The 14,618-nt window shown below is 65.7% G+C and carries 10 protein-coding genes; 4 read left to right on the top strand and 6 right to left on the bottom strand.

The window, feature by feature from the left end; all coding sequences use genetic code 11:
- Positions 1-7: 7 nt before the first annotated feature.
- Positions 8-1,177 (top strand): DmpA family aminopeptidase, encoded by a 1,170-nt coding sequence (locus ACXR2W_RS04210; RefSeq protein ID WP_458815129.1) that lies wholly within the window; start codon positions 8-10, stop codon positions 1,175-1,177.
- Positions 1,178-1,224: 47 nt separating this feature from the next.
- On the opposite strand, the gene ACXR2W_RS04205 is transcribed toward ACXR2W_RS04210, so the two are convergent.
- The 4 genes from ACXR2W_RS04205 to ACXR2W_RS04190 form a co-directional block, all read right to left on the bottom strand.
- Positions 1,225-1,773, bottom strand: a complete 549-nt coding sequence (locus ACXR2W_RS04205; RefSeq protein ID WP_458815127.1) for a YaeQ family protein — start codon at positions 1,771-1,773, stop codon at positions 1,225-1,227.
- A 9-nt stretch (positions 1,774-1,782) separates the two neighbouring features.
- Positions 1,783-3,192: an APC family permease gene (locus ACXR2W_RS04200; RefSeq protein WP_458815125.1), complete on the bottom strand. Its 1,410-nt coding sequence runs from the start codon at positions 3,190-3,192 to the stop codon at positions 1,783-1,785.
- Positions 3,193-3,392: 200 nt separating this feature from the next.
- Positions 3,393-5,159, bottom strand: coding sequence for a bifunctional 3'-5' exonuclease/DNA polymerase (locus ACXR2W_RS04195; protein WP_458815157.1), 1,767 nt, complete (start codon positions 5,157-5,159; stop codon positions 3,393-3,395).
- A 43-nt stretch (positions 5,160-5,202) separates the two neighbouring features.
- Positions 5,203-7,332: a DEAD/DEAH box helicase gene (locus ACXR2W_RS04190; RefSeq protein ID WP_458815123.1), complete on the bottom strand. Its 2,130-nt coding sequence runs from the start codon at positions 7,330-7,332 to the stop codon at positions 5,203-5,205.
- Between the two features lie 219 nt (positions 7,333-7,551).
- On the opposite strand from ACXR2W_RS04190, the gene ACXR2W_RS04185 reads away from it, so the two are divergent.
- From ACXR2W_RS04185 to ACXR2W_RS04175, 3 genes are all read left to right on the top strand, one after another.
- On the top strand, positions 7,552-9,072 hold the full coding sequence (locus ACXR2W_RS04185; protein ID WP_458815121.1) for an APC family permease: 1,521 nt from the start codon (positions 7,552-7,554) through the stop codon (positions 9,070-9,072).
- Positions 9,073-9,198: 126 nt separating this feature from the next.
- Positions 9,199-10,884, top strand: a complete 1,686-nt coding sequence (gene hutU / locus ACXR2W_RS04180) for a urocanate hydratase (protein ID WP_458815119.1) — start codon at positions 9,199-9,201, stop codon at positions 10,882-10,884.
- 255 nt (positions 10,885-11,139) lie between these two features.
- Positions 11,140-12,390 carry an amidohydrolase family protein gene (locus ACXR2W_RS04175; RefSeq protein ID WP_458815117.1) on the top strand — a complete coding sequence of 417 codons (1,251 nt, stop codon included), beginning with the start codon at positions 11,140-11,142 and terminating at the stop codon, positions 12,388-12,390.
- A 161-nt stretch (positions 12,391-12,551) separates the two neighbouring features.
- Here ACXR2W_RS04175 and ACXR2W_RS04170 read toward each other — a convergent pair whose 3' ends face one another.
- A complete protein-coding gene (locus ACXR2W_RS04170) occupies positions 12,552-13,145 on the bottom strand; it encodes a putative endonuclease domain-containing protein (protein ID WP_458815115.1) in 594 nt (197 codons plus the stop codon).
- Positions 13,146-13,771: 626 nt separating this feature from the next.
- A complete protein-coding gene (locus ACXR2W_RS04165; RefSeq protein WP_458815113.1) occupies positions 13,772-14,551 on the bottom strand; it encodes an IclR family transcriptional regulator in 780 nt (259 codons plus the stop codon).
- Between the last annotated feature and the right edge of the window lie 67 nt (positions 14,552-14,618).

Genomic DNA, 14,618 nt, shown 5'->3' with positions numbered 1-14,618 from the left:
TTAAACATTGTTCAATGATGAGCTCTCTAGCACCGCCGACACCACCCCTGTCGTAGGTACGCGCGCCCGCGACCTGGGTGTGCCGTTCGACGGCACACCGGGCCCGCACAACGCCATCACCGACGTTGCCGGCCTGGAGGTTGGGTTCGTTACGATCATCGGTGACGAGCCCGACGTCCCCGTCACGCGCACCGGCGTCACGGCGATCCTGCCCCGCGGTCGCGGGCGTGCGGGCGAACCATGCGCCGCGGGCATTGCGGTACTCAACGGCAACGGCGAGCTGACGGGCCGCAGCTGGATCGAGGAGTCAGGCCAGCTGCAGACCCCCATCGCGATCACCAACTCGCACGCCGTGGGTGCCGTGCACTCGGGCGTCGACCGCTGGATGGCCGAGCACCACCCGACAAGCGCCGCCGCTTGGATGCTGCCCGTCGTCGGTGAGACGTGGGACGGCTATCTGAACTCGATCAACGCCCCCTCGGTCACACCGGAGCACGCCGCGCAGGCACTCAATAACGCACGCTCTGGCCCCGTCACTGAGGGCAATGTTGGCGGCGGCACCGGCATGAACTGTTACGGGTTCAAGGGTGGGACCGGCACCGCATCACGCGTCGTACGGTCGGGCGACGATGCGTGGACGGTGGGCGTGCTGATGCAGGCCAACTTTGGCTCACGCAAGGAGCTGCGCATCGCGGGCCAGCCGCTCGGCCGCACCACGGCCGCCCCCAACCCCATGGAGACGAGCGGTTGGTTTGAGCGCGAAGCCAGCGCGGGCCTGCAGGCGGCGGGCGGTGCGGGCAGCGTGATCGTGGTGGTTGCCACCGATGCCCCGCTGCTGCCCGCGCAGTGCGAGGCGCTCGCCCGCCGCGTGCCGCTCGGCCTCGCCCGCACCGGCACGACCGGCAGCCATTTCTCGGGCGACATTTTTCTCGCGTTCTCAACCGCGAACGAGGGCGCGCTCGGCTCGAAGATGGCCGGCAATGGGATCCGGATCGAATCGCTTGCGCACGTCGCGTGGGGCTCGATCGATGCCTTCTTCGAGGCCGTCGTCGAAGCGACAGAGGAGGCCGTGGTAAACGCGCTCGTTGCGGCCCGCGACATGGAGGGACGAGCTGGCCACCTCAGCTACGCGCTGCCCCACGATGAGGTGCGCGCAGCCTTCGGTTCCGCTCGGTAACAGTCTTGAGAGCGCTCGCTGGCTACGCATGCGGCGGACACCCGGTACTAGGAAGCGGCCCCCGGGTGTTCGCGCACCTCGCTCGAAAGCGATGTGCCGCCCAGTTCAAGATAGAGCTGTCCCTCAGTGCGCGACACCGAAAGCGTGTTGCGTCGGCCTACTTCGGCCACCACCAGGTCAATGAAGCCCGAGTCAAATGAACGAAGGGTGATCTCTTCTGAGCGGTGAATGGTCTTACCCGCCCACGACGCGAGCAGCTTCGCAGGGTCGCGGTGCGTATACACCGCCACCCTGTCGGCCAGTTTGCTGCCGAAGTGCAGCCGCGCGGCGTCGGGCGCACCGATCTCAATCCACGCGGTGATGTGGCCGGTCAGATCGCGCACGAGCACCGCCGGCTCGTCGGTTGAAGACACCCCGCCCGCCGCAAATGTGATGCCTTCTTCGTACTCGAGGCAGTACGCGAGCAGGCGCGTCACCATGTACGCGTCGGTTTCAGAGGGATGCCGTGCCACGCGCAGTGAGAAGTCCTCGTACACCCCACGATCCACGTCTGCCAGCTGCACATCAAAGGTGTGAATCGTCGCGCCTATTGCCATGTGTCAAGCCTACCGGCCGAGCGTTGCCGCTTCCTCTCGTAGGCGTGCATCGAGCTCGGCCTCGCGCTCAGGATGCATGACACCGGCCACAAACACGACCACGAGCGCGCCGCCCCAGATCAGAGATTCGAGCACCCCGCCCACCAGCACAGGCAGGTTCCACACCGAGATCGCAAGCACCGCACACAGCCCCAATCCGCCCAGCACGCTCGCCACGAGCACCGCACGCGGCGCCGCACCGCCCGCCACGCCCCGTCGCCCGCCAAAGGCGAGCACCGCGGCGCTCGTGAGGGCCATCATGAAGATCACTCCCACGGCACCCGCCCCCGAGTACCAGGTGTAGATCTGGGTGACCGGATCGAGCTGACCCAGCGCCGAGACGAGCACCACCGCCGAGGTCACAATGCTCACCCAGAGCGAGGCACGCGAAGGCGCCCGGTGGGCTGCGTGCACCTCGGCAAGCGCTCCCGGCAGCACACCGCGCTGGCCGAGGGTAAAGAGGTAACGGGTCACGATGTTGTGAAACGACAGCATGCAGGCAAACATGCTGGTGACCACGAGCACCTGCACCAGGTCGGCCACAATGGGTGCGACAACGGCTCCTGCGAGGTCGATCACGACACTGTCGGGCGCCTCGTTCGAGAGCGCAACGGCTTCGCCTGCCCCGAGCCCCGAGATCACGAGCCACGACGACACAAAGTACAGGGCGCCGATCGTGATCACGGCGATGTACGTCGCGCGCGGTACCGTTCGATCCGGATCCTTGGCCTCATTGCGAAACACGGCCGTAGCCTCGAAGCCAAAGAACCCCAGAAACGCGAAGAGGAGCCCGAGCCCCGGGGCCCCGACAAGCGCCTGGGCTGGGTTGAGCGGAGCCGCCGAAAGGCTGCCGCCGTTGAACAGCACGCCGAGATCGATCGCCAGCACCGCCACGACCTCGAGCACGAGCACCGCGCCCAGCACCTTCGCAGAGAGCTCAATGTCGCGGTAGCCCAGCACGCCCACAATGAGCAGCATGATGCCCGAGATCAACCACCAGGGTGGGGTGACACCGAGCCACAGATTGATCAGGTTGCCGGTTTGCACGCCGAGGTAGCAGGTCATCGAGACCGTAAGCAGCACATAACTGAACAGCGCGATGGCGGCGGTGCCCAGCCCCAGACGCCTGCCCAGCCCGCGATGCACATACGAGTAAAACGCGCCGGCGTCGGGTACCCGCGGTGACATCCACGTATAACCCACTGCGAACAACAGCAGAATAGCGGTGGCGGCGAGCACCATCGTGGGCACCCCCACCGAGCCCGAAATACCAATGATGATGGGAAAGTTGGCAGCGACAACGGTGATGGGCGCGGCCGCCGCGATCACCATAAAAACGATGCCGGGCACACCGAGGGTGCGGTTAAGCGTGAGATTCACGTGGGTCTCCTGTTGCGGGGCTTGACTCTGAGAAGTCTGGGCACACCTGAGTGATCTGCCGCGCGGTGGCGCGTACGAAGCACTCATGGCTCAACAGCGAAGAAGGGGTGGCGACGCTGCGCTTCTTCTTCGAAATGCTTTTCGGCAACCCTCAGCTTAGCGCGACGCTTGTTGCCGGGAGGTTACGACGTCCCTTGCGGCTAGTCTTTTGCGGCGCGCTCGGCCACCCGCACGTCGAGCGGAAAATCGACCGGCGAATCACCAAACAGCAGTTTCCCCGCCGAGCCTGCTGCGGCCGTGACCGCCGCGACGACTCGGTCTGCGAGCGCGATAGGGGTGTGCACAATGATCTCGTCGTGCAAGAAGAACACCAGGTGCGGCCTGTGCGCGAATGCGGGCCCCGAGGCCCGCGCCACGGAGGCCGCGGAGGCCGCGGAGGCCGCACCCGCCGCGCCCACCGCGCCCACCGCCGCGGGCTGCTCATCGAGAGCGGGCAGCTCGCCCAGCCGCAGCCGCAGGTCGGCGATCCACGCGAGCGCCCACTCGGCCGCGGTGCCCTGCACCACGAAATTACGCGTAAAGCGCCCGAAGTCTCGGGCGACCCTACGGGCATTGCGCTCGTCCGCGGCCGTCGCGGCAGGGGCGTTCGCGCGCGCCTGTAGTTCGAACCACGCGGGATCCGGCCGGGGCGATGAGCGCCCGAGCCACGTCGACACGACCCCGCCGCGCTCCCCCGTCTCAGCCGCAGCGTCGACGAGCCGCATTGCGGCCGGAAAGCTCTTGCGCAGGCGAGGCACGAGCCGACCGCTATCACCCGTGGTGGCACCGTACATCGCGCCGAGCACAGCGATCTTGGCCTCCTGCCGGGTGGCGACCGCACCGCTCGTGACGATGCCTGCGTACAGGTCGGTGCCAGCGCCCGCTCGCGCCATCGCGCGGTCGCCCGCCATCGCCGCGAGCACCCGCGGCTCGAGCTGCGCCACATCAGCCGACACCAAGACCCAACCGGGGTCTGCACGCAGCACGGGCCGCAGTAGCCGCGGCAGCTGTAACGCGCCGCCGCCGTTCGACGCCCAGCGGCCGGTCACGACACCGCCTGGAATATACACCGGCCGGTAACGCCCGTCACGCACCCACTCGTCGATCCAGTTCCAGCCGTTCGCGGTGTAGAGCCGCGACAGCTTTTTGTACCGCAGCAGCGGCTCGATCGCCGCGTGCTCTACGTCTGCGATCTCCCACTGCGACGTCGAGTGCACGTCGAGGCCTGCATCGCGCAGCGCTTGCAGCAGCTTCGGCGGCGAATCGATGTTGACGCCCGGGTCGCCCAGCAGGCGTCCGATCCGCGCCGCGAGTACCGCCATCTTCTCGGGCCGCGCCCCCGCGGGCACGCGCGGCCCCAGGGCCTCTTGCAAAATACGTTCATGCTCGGTTACGTCCCACGGCACCCCGGCCGCACGCAGCTCGGCCGCGACGAGCGCGCCCGCCGACTCGGCCGCCACGAGCAGCGCCAGCTGCCCGGGCGACGCGGCGAGGGCGGCCCGCTGCCGTTCGAACTCGGCCACCGTCTCAGAAATACCCTGCGGCACCGCCGTTATTCGGGGCGTTTCGAGCTCAAAAAGTGTCGCTTGTTTCGGCTCCGGATCGGGGTCCTCGGGCCCCACGTCCCACGCCGCTGCAGCGCGCAGTGCGCGGGCGTCGGGCACGAGCTCGGAGCGCACGAGAATGGCGTGCGCGAGCCGGAGGTCGTGGCAGCGCGCGACGCGCAGCCCGCGCCGTAAGAGGCCCGGCAGCCAGCGGGCAGTGTCATTCCAGACCCAGCGCGGACTGTGCCTGGCCTCGGTGGTGCGCACAAACTCGTCGAGGTCTGCGGGCGCGAACTCTGTGCGCGATATTTCGCTCGCCGCCGCGTCGAGCCCTAACGCAGTGATGCGCCCGTCGACACTTTGGCCGAGGGCGCACCACCGCATCGTCATCTGAGTATCGCGCTACGCGCGCTGGTACCCCGTAGGGTTACCAGCGCGGCTTGCGCTTGCCGTCTGCGCGGTCGCCACCAAAGTCACGGCCGCCGCGATCGTTACGGTCGTTGCCGTAACCGCCGCGGTCGCCACGATCATTGCCGTAACCGCCACGTGAGCCACGATCGTTGTTGTAGCCACCACGATCGCCACGGTCGTTACGATCGTTACCGTAACCACCACGCGAACCACGATCGTTGTTGTAACCGCCCCGGTCGCCACGGTCGCCACGGTCGTTGCTGTACCCACCGCGATCGCCACGGTCGTTACCGTAACCACCACGCGAACCGCGATCGTTGTTGTAACCGCCCCTGTCGCCGCCACGGCCACCGCGGTCGTTGCCGTAGCCGCCGCTGCGCGAGCCGCCACGATCGCCGCCGCGGTCATAGCCGCCGCGCGACCCCCCGCCGCCACGGTCTTCCTTCAGCTCAATGGCCTTGCCGCTGATGCGCGTGTCCTGGAGCTTTGCACGAGTCTCTGCTGAGAGATCCGCGGGCAGCTCAACAAGCGAGAAGTCGTCGCGCACCTGAATGCGGCCGAAGTCGTCGCGGGTGAGGCCACCCTCGTTGGCGATAGCGCCAATAATCTGACCGGGCTGCACGCGGTCGCGGCGGCCCACCTCGATGCGGTAGCTCTTGAGGTCGTCGCGGCGCGGGCCGCGCTCGCGCTTCTCACGCTCAGGACGGTCCCTGCTGTCGTCCAAGAAGTTCGCGGCCTGCTTGCGGTCGCGATCAAACTTGCGATCGTCTTCAGCCGACAGCAGCAGCGGTGTCGCACCCTGTGCGACAACTGCGAGCGCAGCAGCCACATCAATCTCGGGAACGTCGTGGTGCTTCACGTAGTGCTGAATGATCTCGCGGAACCGCTCGATACGGCCCGTGCGGCCGAGGGCCGCCGTGATCTCGTCGTCGAAGCGCGACAGACGCGTCGCGTTGACCTCTTCAATGCCGGGCAGCGGCATCTGAGTGAGGGTCTGCTTCGTGGTCTTTTCAATCTGCTTCAGCAGACGGCGCTCACGCGGGGTGACGAAGCTGATCGCGTCGCCCGTGCGGCCCGCGCGGCCGGTGCGGCCGATACGGTGCACGTACGACTCGACGTCGATCGGCAGGTCGTAGTTCACAACGTGGCTGATGCGCTCCACGTCGAGGCCGCGTGCAGCGACGTCGGTGGCGACCAGAATGTCGAGCTTGCCGTCCTTCAGGGCCTGCACGGTGCGCTCGCGCTGAGCCTGCTGCACATCACCGTTAATAGCGGCGGCCGAGTAGCCACGCGCGCGCAGTTTCTCTGCGACCTGCTCGGAGTCACCACGGGTGCGGGTGAACACGATCAGACCGTCGAAGTCCTCAACCTCGAGCACGCGGGTAAGCGCATCGAGCTTTTGCGTGTACGACACGACGATGTAGCGCTGCGTGATGTTCTGGCTGGTCTGCGTCTTGCCAGCAATCTTGATCTCTTGCGGGTCCTTCAGATACTGCTGCGAGATGCGGCGAATCTGTGACGGCATGGTGGCCGAGAACAGTGCGACCTGCTTGTCGTCGGGAGTATCAGCGAGGATCGTCTCGACGTCTTCTGCGAAGCCCATCTTGAGCATCTCGTCTGCCTCGTCAAGCACGAGGTACTTGATCTGGGTGAGATCGAGTGAGCCACGCTTCAGGTGGTCCATGATGCGGCCGGGGGTGCCGACAACAACATCAACGCCGCGGCGCAGAGCCGACAGCTGCTGGCCGTAGGCCTGGCCACCGTATACGGGCAGCAGGTTGACCTGCGGCAGGTGTGTCGCGTAGCTCTCAAACGCTTCACACACCTGCAGTGCGAGCTCACGAGTCGGGGCAAGCACAAGCGCCTGCGGCACACCAGCACCGGGCGTCATGCGCGAGAGGACGGGCAGCGCGAACGCTGCGGTCTTACCGGTTCCAGTCTGTGCGAGGCCGACAACGTCACGGCCTTCAAGCAATACAGGGATGGTGGCGGCCTGAATTGCCGACGGGGTCTCGTAGCCCACGTCGGTAACGGCCTGAAGAACTTCAGCAGAGAGACCGAGGTCGGCGAATGTAATGCGCTCACCCTCGGTTTCTGAAGGGACAGCGGATTCGCCTGATGTGGCATTCTCAGAAGAGGTCATCATACTAGTCTACCCCCGATTTACCTGAACACTTGGCGTGACAACGATTATTCATGCACTGGCCCCTTGGCAGCTCGCTTACTGCACTCAAAATCACCGCTCGTGCGCGCAGAACCAAGCACCCCGGGCATTCCTCGGCTTACGCTCAAATGAACAAGTGCGCACGGTCAACTTCGGCGACCCATTCGCGCACGGCAATGAAGCCTCAGAAAGGACTCCCCCATGAGTGAGCAGGCCCCTCCACAACAACCCGGTCTTAGTAGGCGTACTCTCGGCGCCCCGGCCATCACCCTCATGATTATCGCTGCTTCTGCACCACTTACAGTGGTCGCCGGCGGTGTCACGACCTCTTTTGCCGTCACCGGATCGCTCGGTGTGCCCCTCGGCTTTCTTTTGATCGCCGTCATCTTGACCGTGTTTGCGGTTGGCTACACCGCCATGAGCCGGTTCGTCACCAATGCTGGAGCGTTTTACGCTTACATCGCGCAGGGCCTCGGGAGGCCCCTCGGGGTGGGCGCCTCGCTCATTGCGCTCGTGTCGTACAACGCGATGCAGGTGGGCATCTACGGCCTGTTTGGTTTTCAGCTTTCGCTCTTCTTGGAGGCCAAGCTGGGCTTCGCTTCCCCCTGGTGGATCTGGGTATTACTGTGCATCGTTGTAGTCGGCGTGCTCGGCGTCAACCGCGTCGATCTTTCGGCTAAGGTGCTCGGTGCCCTCGTCGCACTCGAATTTCTCGTGGTGATCATCTTCGATGTCGTTTCGTTCTCGGTAGCGCCTGAGGGCGTCTCTACGGCAACACTCAACCCGTCCGAGTTGTTCGGCCCTGCCCTCGGCATCGTTCTCGTGTTTGGCGTGGCCGCATTTATGGGCTTTGAGGGCGCAGCCATTTATGGCGAGGAGGCGAAAGACCCCAAGCGCACGGTCGCCCGCGCCACGTACGCCGCCGTGGCAATTATCGGTCTGTTCTACGCGTTCAGTGCGTGGGCCTTTTCTGTGGGCATTGGCCCGTCGGAGATCGTTGAAGCGTCACGCACCCACGGCCCCGATCTGATGTTTGTGTTTATGACCGACCACACGAGCATGCTGTTCGCTGACACTATGACCCTGCTGTTCATTACGAGCCTGTTCGCGGCACTGCAGTCGTTTCACAACGCGGTCGCACGCTACTTCTACTCGCTCGGCCGTGAGGGCGTGCTGCCCCGCGGGTTCGCGCGTACATCGGCCGCCGGTGCCCCGTGGGCTGGCTCGCTCGCTCAGACCGTGATCGCCCTCGTGGCGGTCGCTGGCTTCGCACTCGCTGGTGACGCGTTTGGCGGCGCCGCCGCACTCGGCGAAAACGCGATCCTGTACCCCGTGCTCACCATGTTCACTTGGCTCACCAACACAGGCGCGGCAGGACTTGTGCTGCTCATGGCGGCAATCGCCGCCGCGGTGATCGGGTTCTTCATGAAGAACCAGCGCGGCCTGGGGCTCTGGACGCGGGTGATCGCCCCTGTCATTTCAGGGCTGGCACTGCTGTGGGTGTTCATCATGATCCTCGCGAACTTCCAGCTCATGCTCGATCAAGAACAGCCCGACGCGACGACCTACATATTGCCCGGCATGATCTTTGCCGCCGGCATCGTCGGCATCGTCTGGGGGCTGGTGTTAAAGGCGCGCAAGCCCGCACTCTACCGCCAGATCGGCCACGGCACCGAGCCCGGAGCTTACGACACCGAGCTGGTAGATCTGCAGGCAGAATAGGTCGCACCCCCTGGATCCGGAATCCCAGACAGAGGAGCTTCCGGGCGCATTGAACAGGCGGCGGTGACGCGGTGAGATAGAAGCACCGCGGCACCGCCGCCGCACTGTTTCGAAAGGGCCCACACCATGGCACTCCCCGGCGCACGTCCCGTCAAAGCCCCCCGCGGCACCGAGATCTCAGCGAAGAGTTGGCAGACCGAAGCCCCGCTGCGCATGCTCATGAACAACCTCGACCCCGAGGTCGCTGAGCGCCCCGACGACCTCGTCGTCTACGGCGGCACCGGCCGCGCGGCCCGCAGCTGGGAGGCGTACGACGCGATCGTCGACACCCTGCGCGACCTTGAGGACGACGAGACCCTGCTCGTGCAGTCGGGCAAGCCCGTGGGCGTCTTTCGCACGAACGTCTGGGCACCGCGCGTGCTCATCGCAAACTCCAACCTCGTGGGCGACTGGGCGACGTGGCCCGAGTTTCGCAAGCTCGAGGCAGAGGGCCTCATGATGTACGGCCAGATGACCGCCGGTTCGTGGATTTACATTGGCACCCAGGGCATTCTGCAGGGCACGTTCGAAACCTTCGCGGCGATCGGCGCTAAACGCTTTGGTGGCAGCCTCGCCGGCACCCTCACCCTCACCGGCGGCTGCGGCGGCATGGGCGGCGCGCAGCCGCTCGCCGTCACCCTCAACGACGGCGCGTGCCTCATCGTCGACGTTGACGAGTCACGCATGCAGCGCCGCGTAGGCAAGCGCTACCTCGACGAGGTCGTCACCGATCTCGACGAAGCGCTCGCGAAGGTGCAGCAGGCGAAAGACGAAAAGCGCGGCTGGTCAGTTGGGCTCGTCGGCAACGCCGCCGAGGTGTTCCCCGAGATTCTGCGCCGCCACCGCGCCGGCGAGATCACGATCGACATCGTCACCGACCAGACGAGTGCCCACGACCCGCTCTCGTACCTGCCCATCGGATACACGGTCGAAGAGTGGGCAGCACGCGCGGCAGCAGACCCCGAGCAGTTCACGCTCGACGCGCAGGCGGCCATGGCCGCGCATGTCAAGGCCATGGTCGAGTTTCAAGACGCGGGCGCCGAGGTGTTCGACTACGGCAACTCGATTCGCGATGAGGCACGCAAGGGTGGCTACGACCGCGCCTTCGAGTTTCCCGGCTTCGTACCGGCCTACATTCGCCCGCTGTTCTGCGAGGGCCTCGGGCCGTTCCGTTGGGCTGCGCTGTCGGGCGACCCCGAAGACATTCGCGTCACCGACGAGGCAATCCTCGAGCTGTTCCCCGAGAACGAGCACCTGCGCCGCTGGATTCGCGCGGCGCAAGAACGCGTCGAATTCGAGGGCCTGCCCGCCCGCATCTGCTGGCTCGGCTACGGCGAGCGCCAGCGCGCCGCGCTGCGCTTCAACGAACTCGTCGCCGAGGGCAAAATCTCGGCCCCGATCGTGATTGGTCGCGATCACCTCGACTCCGGATCGGTCGCATCGCCATACCGTGAAACCGAAGCGATGGCCGACGGCTCAGACGCGATCGCAGACTGGCCGCTACTCAATGCGCTGACGGCAGCGTCGTCGGGTGCGACCTGGGTGTCGCTGCACCACGGTGGCGGCGTGGGCATTGGCCGTTCGATCCACTCGGGCCAGGTGTCGGTGGCCGACGGCACACCGCTTGCGGCCGAGAAGCTCGAGCGGCTGCTCACGAATGATCCCGGCATGGGCGTGATTCGCCACGTCGACGCGGGCTACCAGCGCGCAGTAGACGTTGCGGCCGAGCGCGGGGTGCGCGTGCCCATGACGCCGACGATTCGCCACGAGTAAAGCTGCGAGTTGGGCGGGGTGCGGGCGCGGTTCTGGGCGCAACATTGCGTCCTCGGCGTGTGCGCAAAAATCATCGCACACGCCTCGGCCGCAAAAGCGCCCAGAACCGCGCCCGCACCCCGCCCCTACCGCTGCGCCCCCACCGTCATTCTGCGCGAGCACCCCAGCCACCGTCATTCTGCGCGAGCACCCCAGCCACCGTCATTCTGCGCGAGCTTGCGAGTCGCAGAATCCACCCCCGAAAGCGAACCTCCATTGCCCTCAATACTGATCGACAACATTGGCGAACTCACCACGAACGCTGACGCTTGCGAGCCAGGCGCCCCGGCGCGCCTCACCGACGCTTCGGTCGTCATCGAGGGCGACCGCATCGCTTGGGTAGGCGCGGCAGCTGTGGCGCCGGCCGCCGACGAACGCTTCGACGCGGCGGGGCGTGCGGTGCTGCCCGGCTGGGTGGACTCGCACACCCACATGGTGTTTGCGGGCGACCGCACCGCCGAGTTCGAGGCGCGCATGTCGGGTGAGGCATACGCCGCGGGCGGCATCAACGTCACCGTGAACGCGACGCGCGAGGCCTCTGACGCCGCGCTTGAGCACAACCTTGAGCGCCTCGTCGACGAGGCCCGTCGTGGCGGCACGACGACCCTCGAGACAAAGACGGGCTACGGGTTGACGGTGGCCGACGAGGTACGCTCAGCACAAATCGCGGGCCGTCACGTTGACGCTGTCACCTTCTTAGGCGCGCACCTCGTACCAGCTGGTTCTGACCCCGGCGCATACCTAGACCTCGTCACGGGGCCCATGCTCGAAGCTGTTGCCCCGTACGTGAGCGCCGTCGACGTGTTCTGCGAGACAGGTGCCTTCGATGAAGCTGCATCTCGCAGCGTGCTCGAGGCCGCCACCCGCGCCGGGCTCGCCACACGAGTGCACGGCAACCAACTGGGACCTGGCCCCGGGGTACAGCTCGCCGTCGCGCACGGCGCGCTCAGCGTCGACCACGTTGCGTTCTTGAGCGACGAAGACATCGAAGCGCTCGCGGCGTCTTGGGCGGGATCCGGCAGGGCAGCGGCACTCGGCACCGGGGCGGTGCGTGGCACCGTGGCGACCGTACTGCCCGCGTGTGACCTATCGACCCGCATGCCACTTGCTCCCGCACGCAAGCTCGTCGACGCGGGCGCGCAGATTGCGATCGCGTCAAACTGCAACCCGGGCACCTCGTACACGAGCTCCATGGCGTTTTGCGTCGCTACCGCGGTGCTGCAGATGGGTCTCACAATTCAAGAGGCGGTGCGGGCGGCAACCTTCGGCGGCGCGCTCGCACTCGGCATGCACGAGGAGGGCTGGCGCGATCCGCGGGGCGTAGCGCAGCCTGCGGTCGGAGTCGTGCGCGTGGGGGCGCGCGCCGATCTGCAGCTACTCGAGGCCCCCTCGGTGACCCACCTCGCGTACCGCCCGGGCATGCCGCTCACGACGGCGGTGTGGCGCCGCGGAGTGCGCGAGGTGTAGCGCGCTCGTGTTTGTTTAGGCCACATAGGTCGTAGGTCGTATCAGGCCACACTGCCTCGCGTTTGGGGCCACAACCCGGTGTTTTGAGAGCCCATTACCCCCAGTTGTGGCCCCAACACACCGCGGCAGCGTCGCTTTTCGAATACAACGATGGCGCAAAACTACAGCGACGGCGCGGGCGACTCTGCGAACAGGCGGGCCAACTCGCGAGGGAGCGGTTGTGGGCTCCGTCCCGTTTTTTCGCACAAGAACGAGCGCGTTACTTTGAGATTCTCTGCGAAAAAATCCTCATAGTGCAGACGCACTATTTCATACCCCGCCTCGCGTGCTCCCTGTAGCTTCGCTTCATCGCGCAGGTACTGACCGCGGTCGGTACGATGCTGCTCACCGTCGTACTCCAAGATGAGCTTCTTCACATGATCAACTTGGTCAAACCGTCCGACCCATTTTCCCTGCGCATCAAACACAGCAGACTGTATCTCTAAGTCGTCAATCCCTAGGCGTGCAAGCTCGAAGTGCAACAATGATTCCATGCGCGACTCTGCGCCAACGCGCGCCACCATCAAGGCCGCGCGCAATCGCCTAGCCTGCAGCACTTTCCCTGCACAGATGGCAGCCATTATTTCCTCTCGAGTTGCGATCGCATACCGCTGCCACGACGGACCGCTCAGCTTTAACAAGTGGTCAAAGGCAACCACTAGTTCGCAGAACTCAAGCAGTGATGCTGATTGGAGTATCGCGTCTAGTTCAGGCATACACGGTAGGCCCGTGTGGTCAGACACGGTGCGATACTCCGCTCGCTTACGATGCCCTGTCACATTCTTGAGGCGGGTGCGATTTCTATGGTGAGGAGAGGTAATGTGTAGTTCGAGGGGAGCCCTGATCGGAACCTTTCGAAGCAGCAGCGCAGTCGTGTGACTGAATACATCACTCGATCGCATCGCGGGGTGCACCCCCTGCGCGAGAAAGCGCATCTTGCCTTCGTCATACAAGAGTTCAGGTTCGTGCAGCAACCGGTACACCCCTTGGCCTACTCGAACGAATCTCGTGTGGCGCAGCATGTTGCGAGTGACGCCAATTCTGCCCCATTCAGAGATGGTGTGCACTGTGCCAGGTAAGACTGCAAGGGGTGTGGGGATACGGGACATACATCCCAGTGTGTTCACTAATGTCGCCCGAAATGGCTTATCCACAGGACGCACCAATAATGCTAAGTTCGCGCTGGCTTTTTGCCCCTGTGGACGACATGATTTTTGCGCTCCCGGAGGCAGCTCACACCTTGCGGGGCCATGAGTGCTGGTTAAGAGCGCTCATAACCACCACCCGTGGCCCCACAGCGTGCAAAAAACGCGGCAAGGTGAGGGTGGCCGCGGCGCAGCCCCTACGCGCGACCGTGAATACGGGTGGAGAGGGTCTGCGCCGCCTGCCGCACGGCGAGGGCGACGCCTGCGAATTGATCCGGAGCGATGCGCTCTTCACCGAACGTCACCGCGATCGCAGCCACCGGCCACCCTCGGTGGTCAAGCACCGGCACGCCGATCGACACGAGCCCCTCAGTGACCGACCCCCGCTCGAGCGCATACCCGCGCGTGCGGGTATCGTCGAGCACGGTACGCAGCTTGGAGTAGCGGTCGATGTGCTCACCGTCGGGCAGCGTGTGCCGATGCACGAACGCCTCCTGCGACGGAAACAGCGCCCGCACCTGGGCTTTAGGCAGCGATGCGAGAATTGCGCGTCCGCTCGCCGTGAGCTGCATGGGCAGCCGCACGTCGACGTCGGTGACGAGGGGCCGCGACCCGGGCGCGCGCTCCTCGATGACGTAGAGCACGTCGCGGCCGTGCGGCACGGCGAGGTGGCAGCTCTCGCCCAGCCGGTCGACGAGCTGCGCGACGAGCGGGCGACCGAGCCTACCGAGCGGCTCCTGGCGCTCGTACGCACTCGAGAGCTCGACCGCGGCAATGCCGAGCCCGTAGCGTTTATCCTCGGGCAGGTGCATCACGAACCCGTGCTGCTGTAGCGTCGCGAGCAGGTGATACACCGTCGACCGCGGCAGCTCGAGCTGGGTGGCGATCATGCTGGCCGCCATCGGCCCACGCGAACGCGCGAGCAGGCTCAAGATGCGCAGCGTCTGGTCGGCCGCCGGTACCTTGGGTTCGGTCATGAGTGCACCCTATCGCGCGCCGGATCGGTTGGGCCCGAGCCGCGGTGGGCCCGAGCCGCGGTGGGCC

The organism is Leucobacter faecis (assembly GCF_054456695.2).
The sequence above is the reverse complement of the archived record's forward strand: the minus strand, read 5'-3'. Positions and strand labels throughout refer to the sequence as shown.

Excerpts from the sequence above, each read along its gene's own strand:
- ACXR2W_RS04195 (WP_458815157.1), bottom strand. The coding sequence starts at position 5,159 with ATGCGGTGGTGCGCCCTCGGCCAAAGTGTCGACGGGCGCATCACTGCG.
- ACXR2W_RS04205 (WP_458815127.1), bottom strand. The coding sequence starts at position 1,773 with ATGGCAATAGGCGCGACGATTCACACCTTTGATGTGCAGCTGGCAGAC.
- hutU (WP_458815119.1), top strand. The coding sequence starts at position 9,199 with ATGGCACTCCCCGGCGCACGTCCCGTCAAAGCCCCCCGCGGCACCGAG.
- ACXR2W_RS04185 (WP_458815121.1), top strand. The coding sequence starts at position 7,552 with ATGAGTGAGCAGGCCCCTCCACAACAACCCGGTCTTAGTAGGCGTACT.
- ACXR2W_RS04190 (WP_458815123.1), bottom strand. The coding sequence starts at position 7,332 with ATGATGACCTCTTCTGAGAATGCCACATCAGGCGAATCCGCTGTCCCT.
- ACXR2W_RS04170 (WP_458815115.1), bottom strand. The coding sequence starts at position 13,145 with ATGCCTGAACTAGACGCGATACTCCAATCAGCATCACTGCTTGAGTTC.
- ACXR2W_RS04165 (WP_458815113.1), bottom strand. The coding sequence starts at position 14,551 with ATGACCGAACCCAAGGTACCGGCGGCCGACCAGACGCTGCGCATCTTG.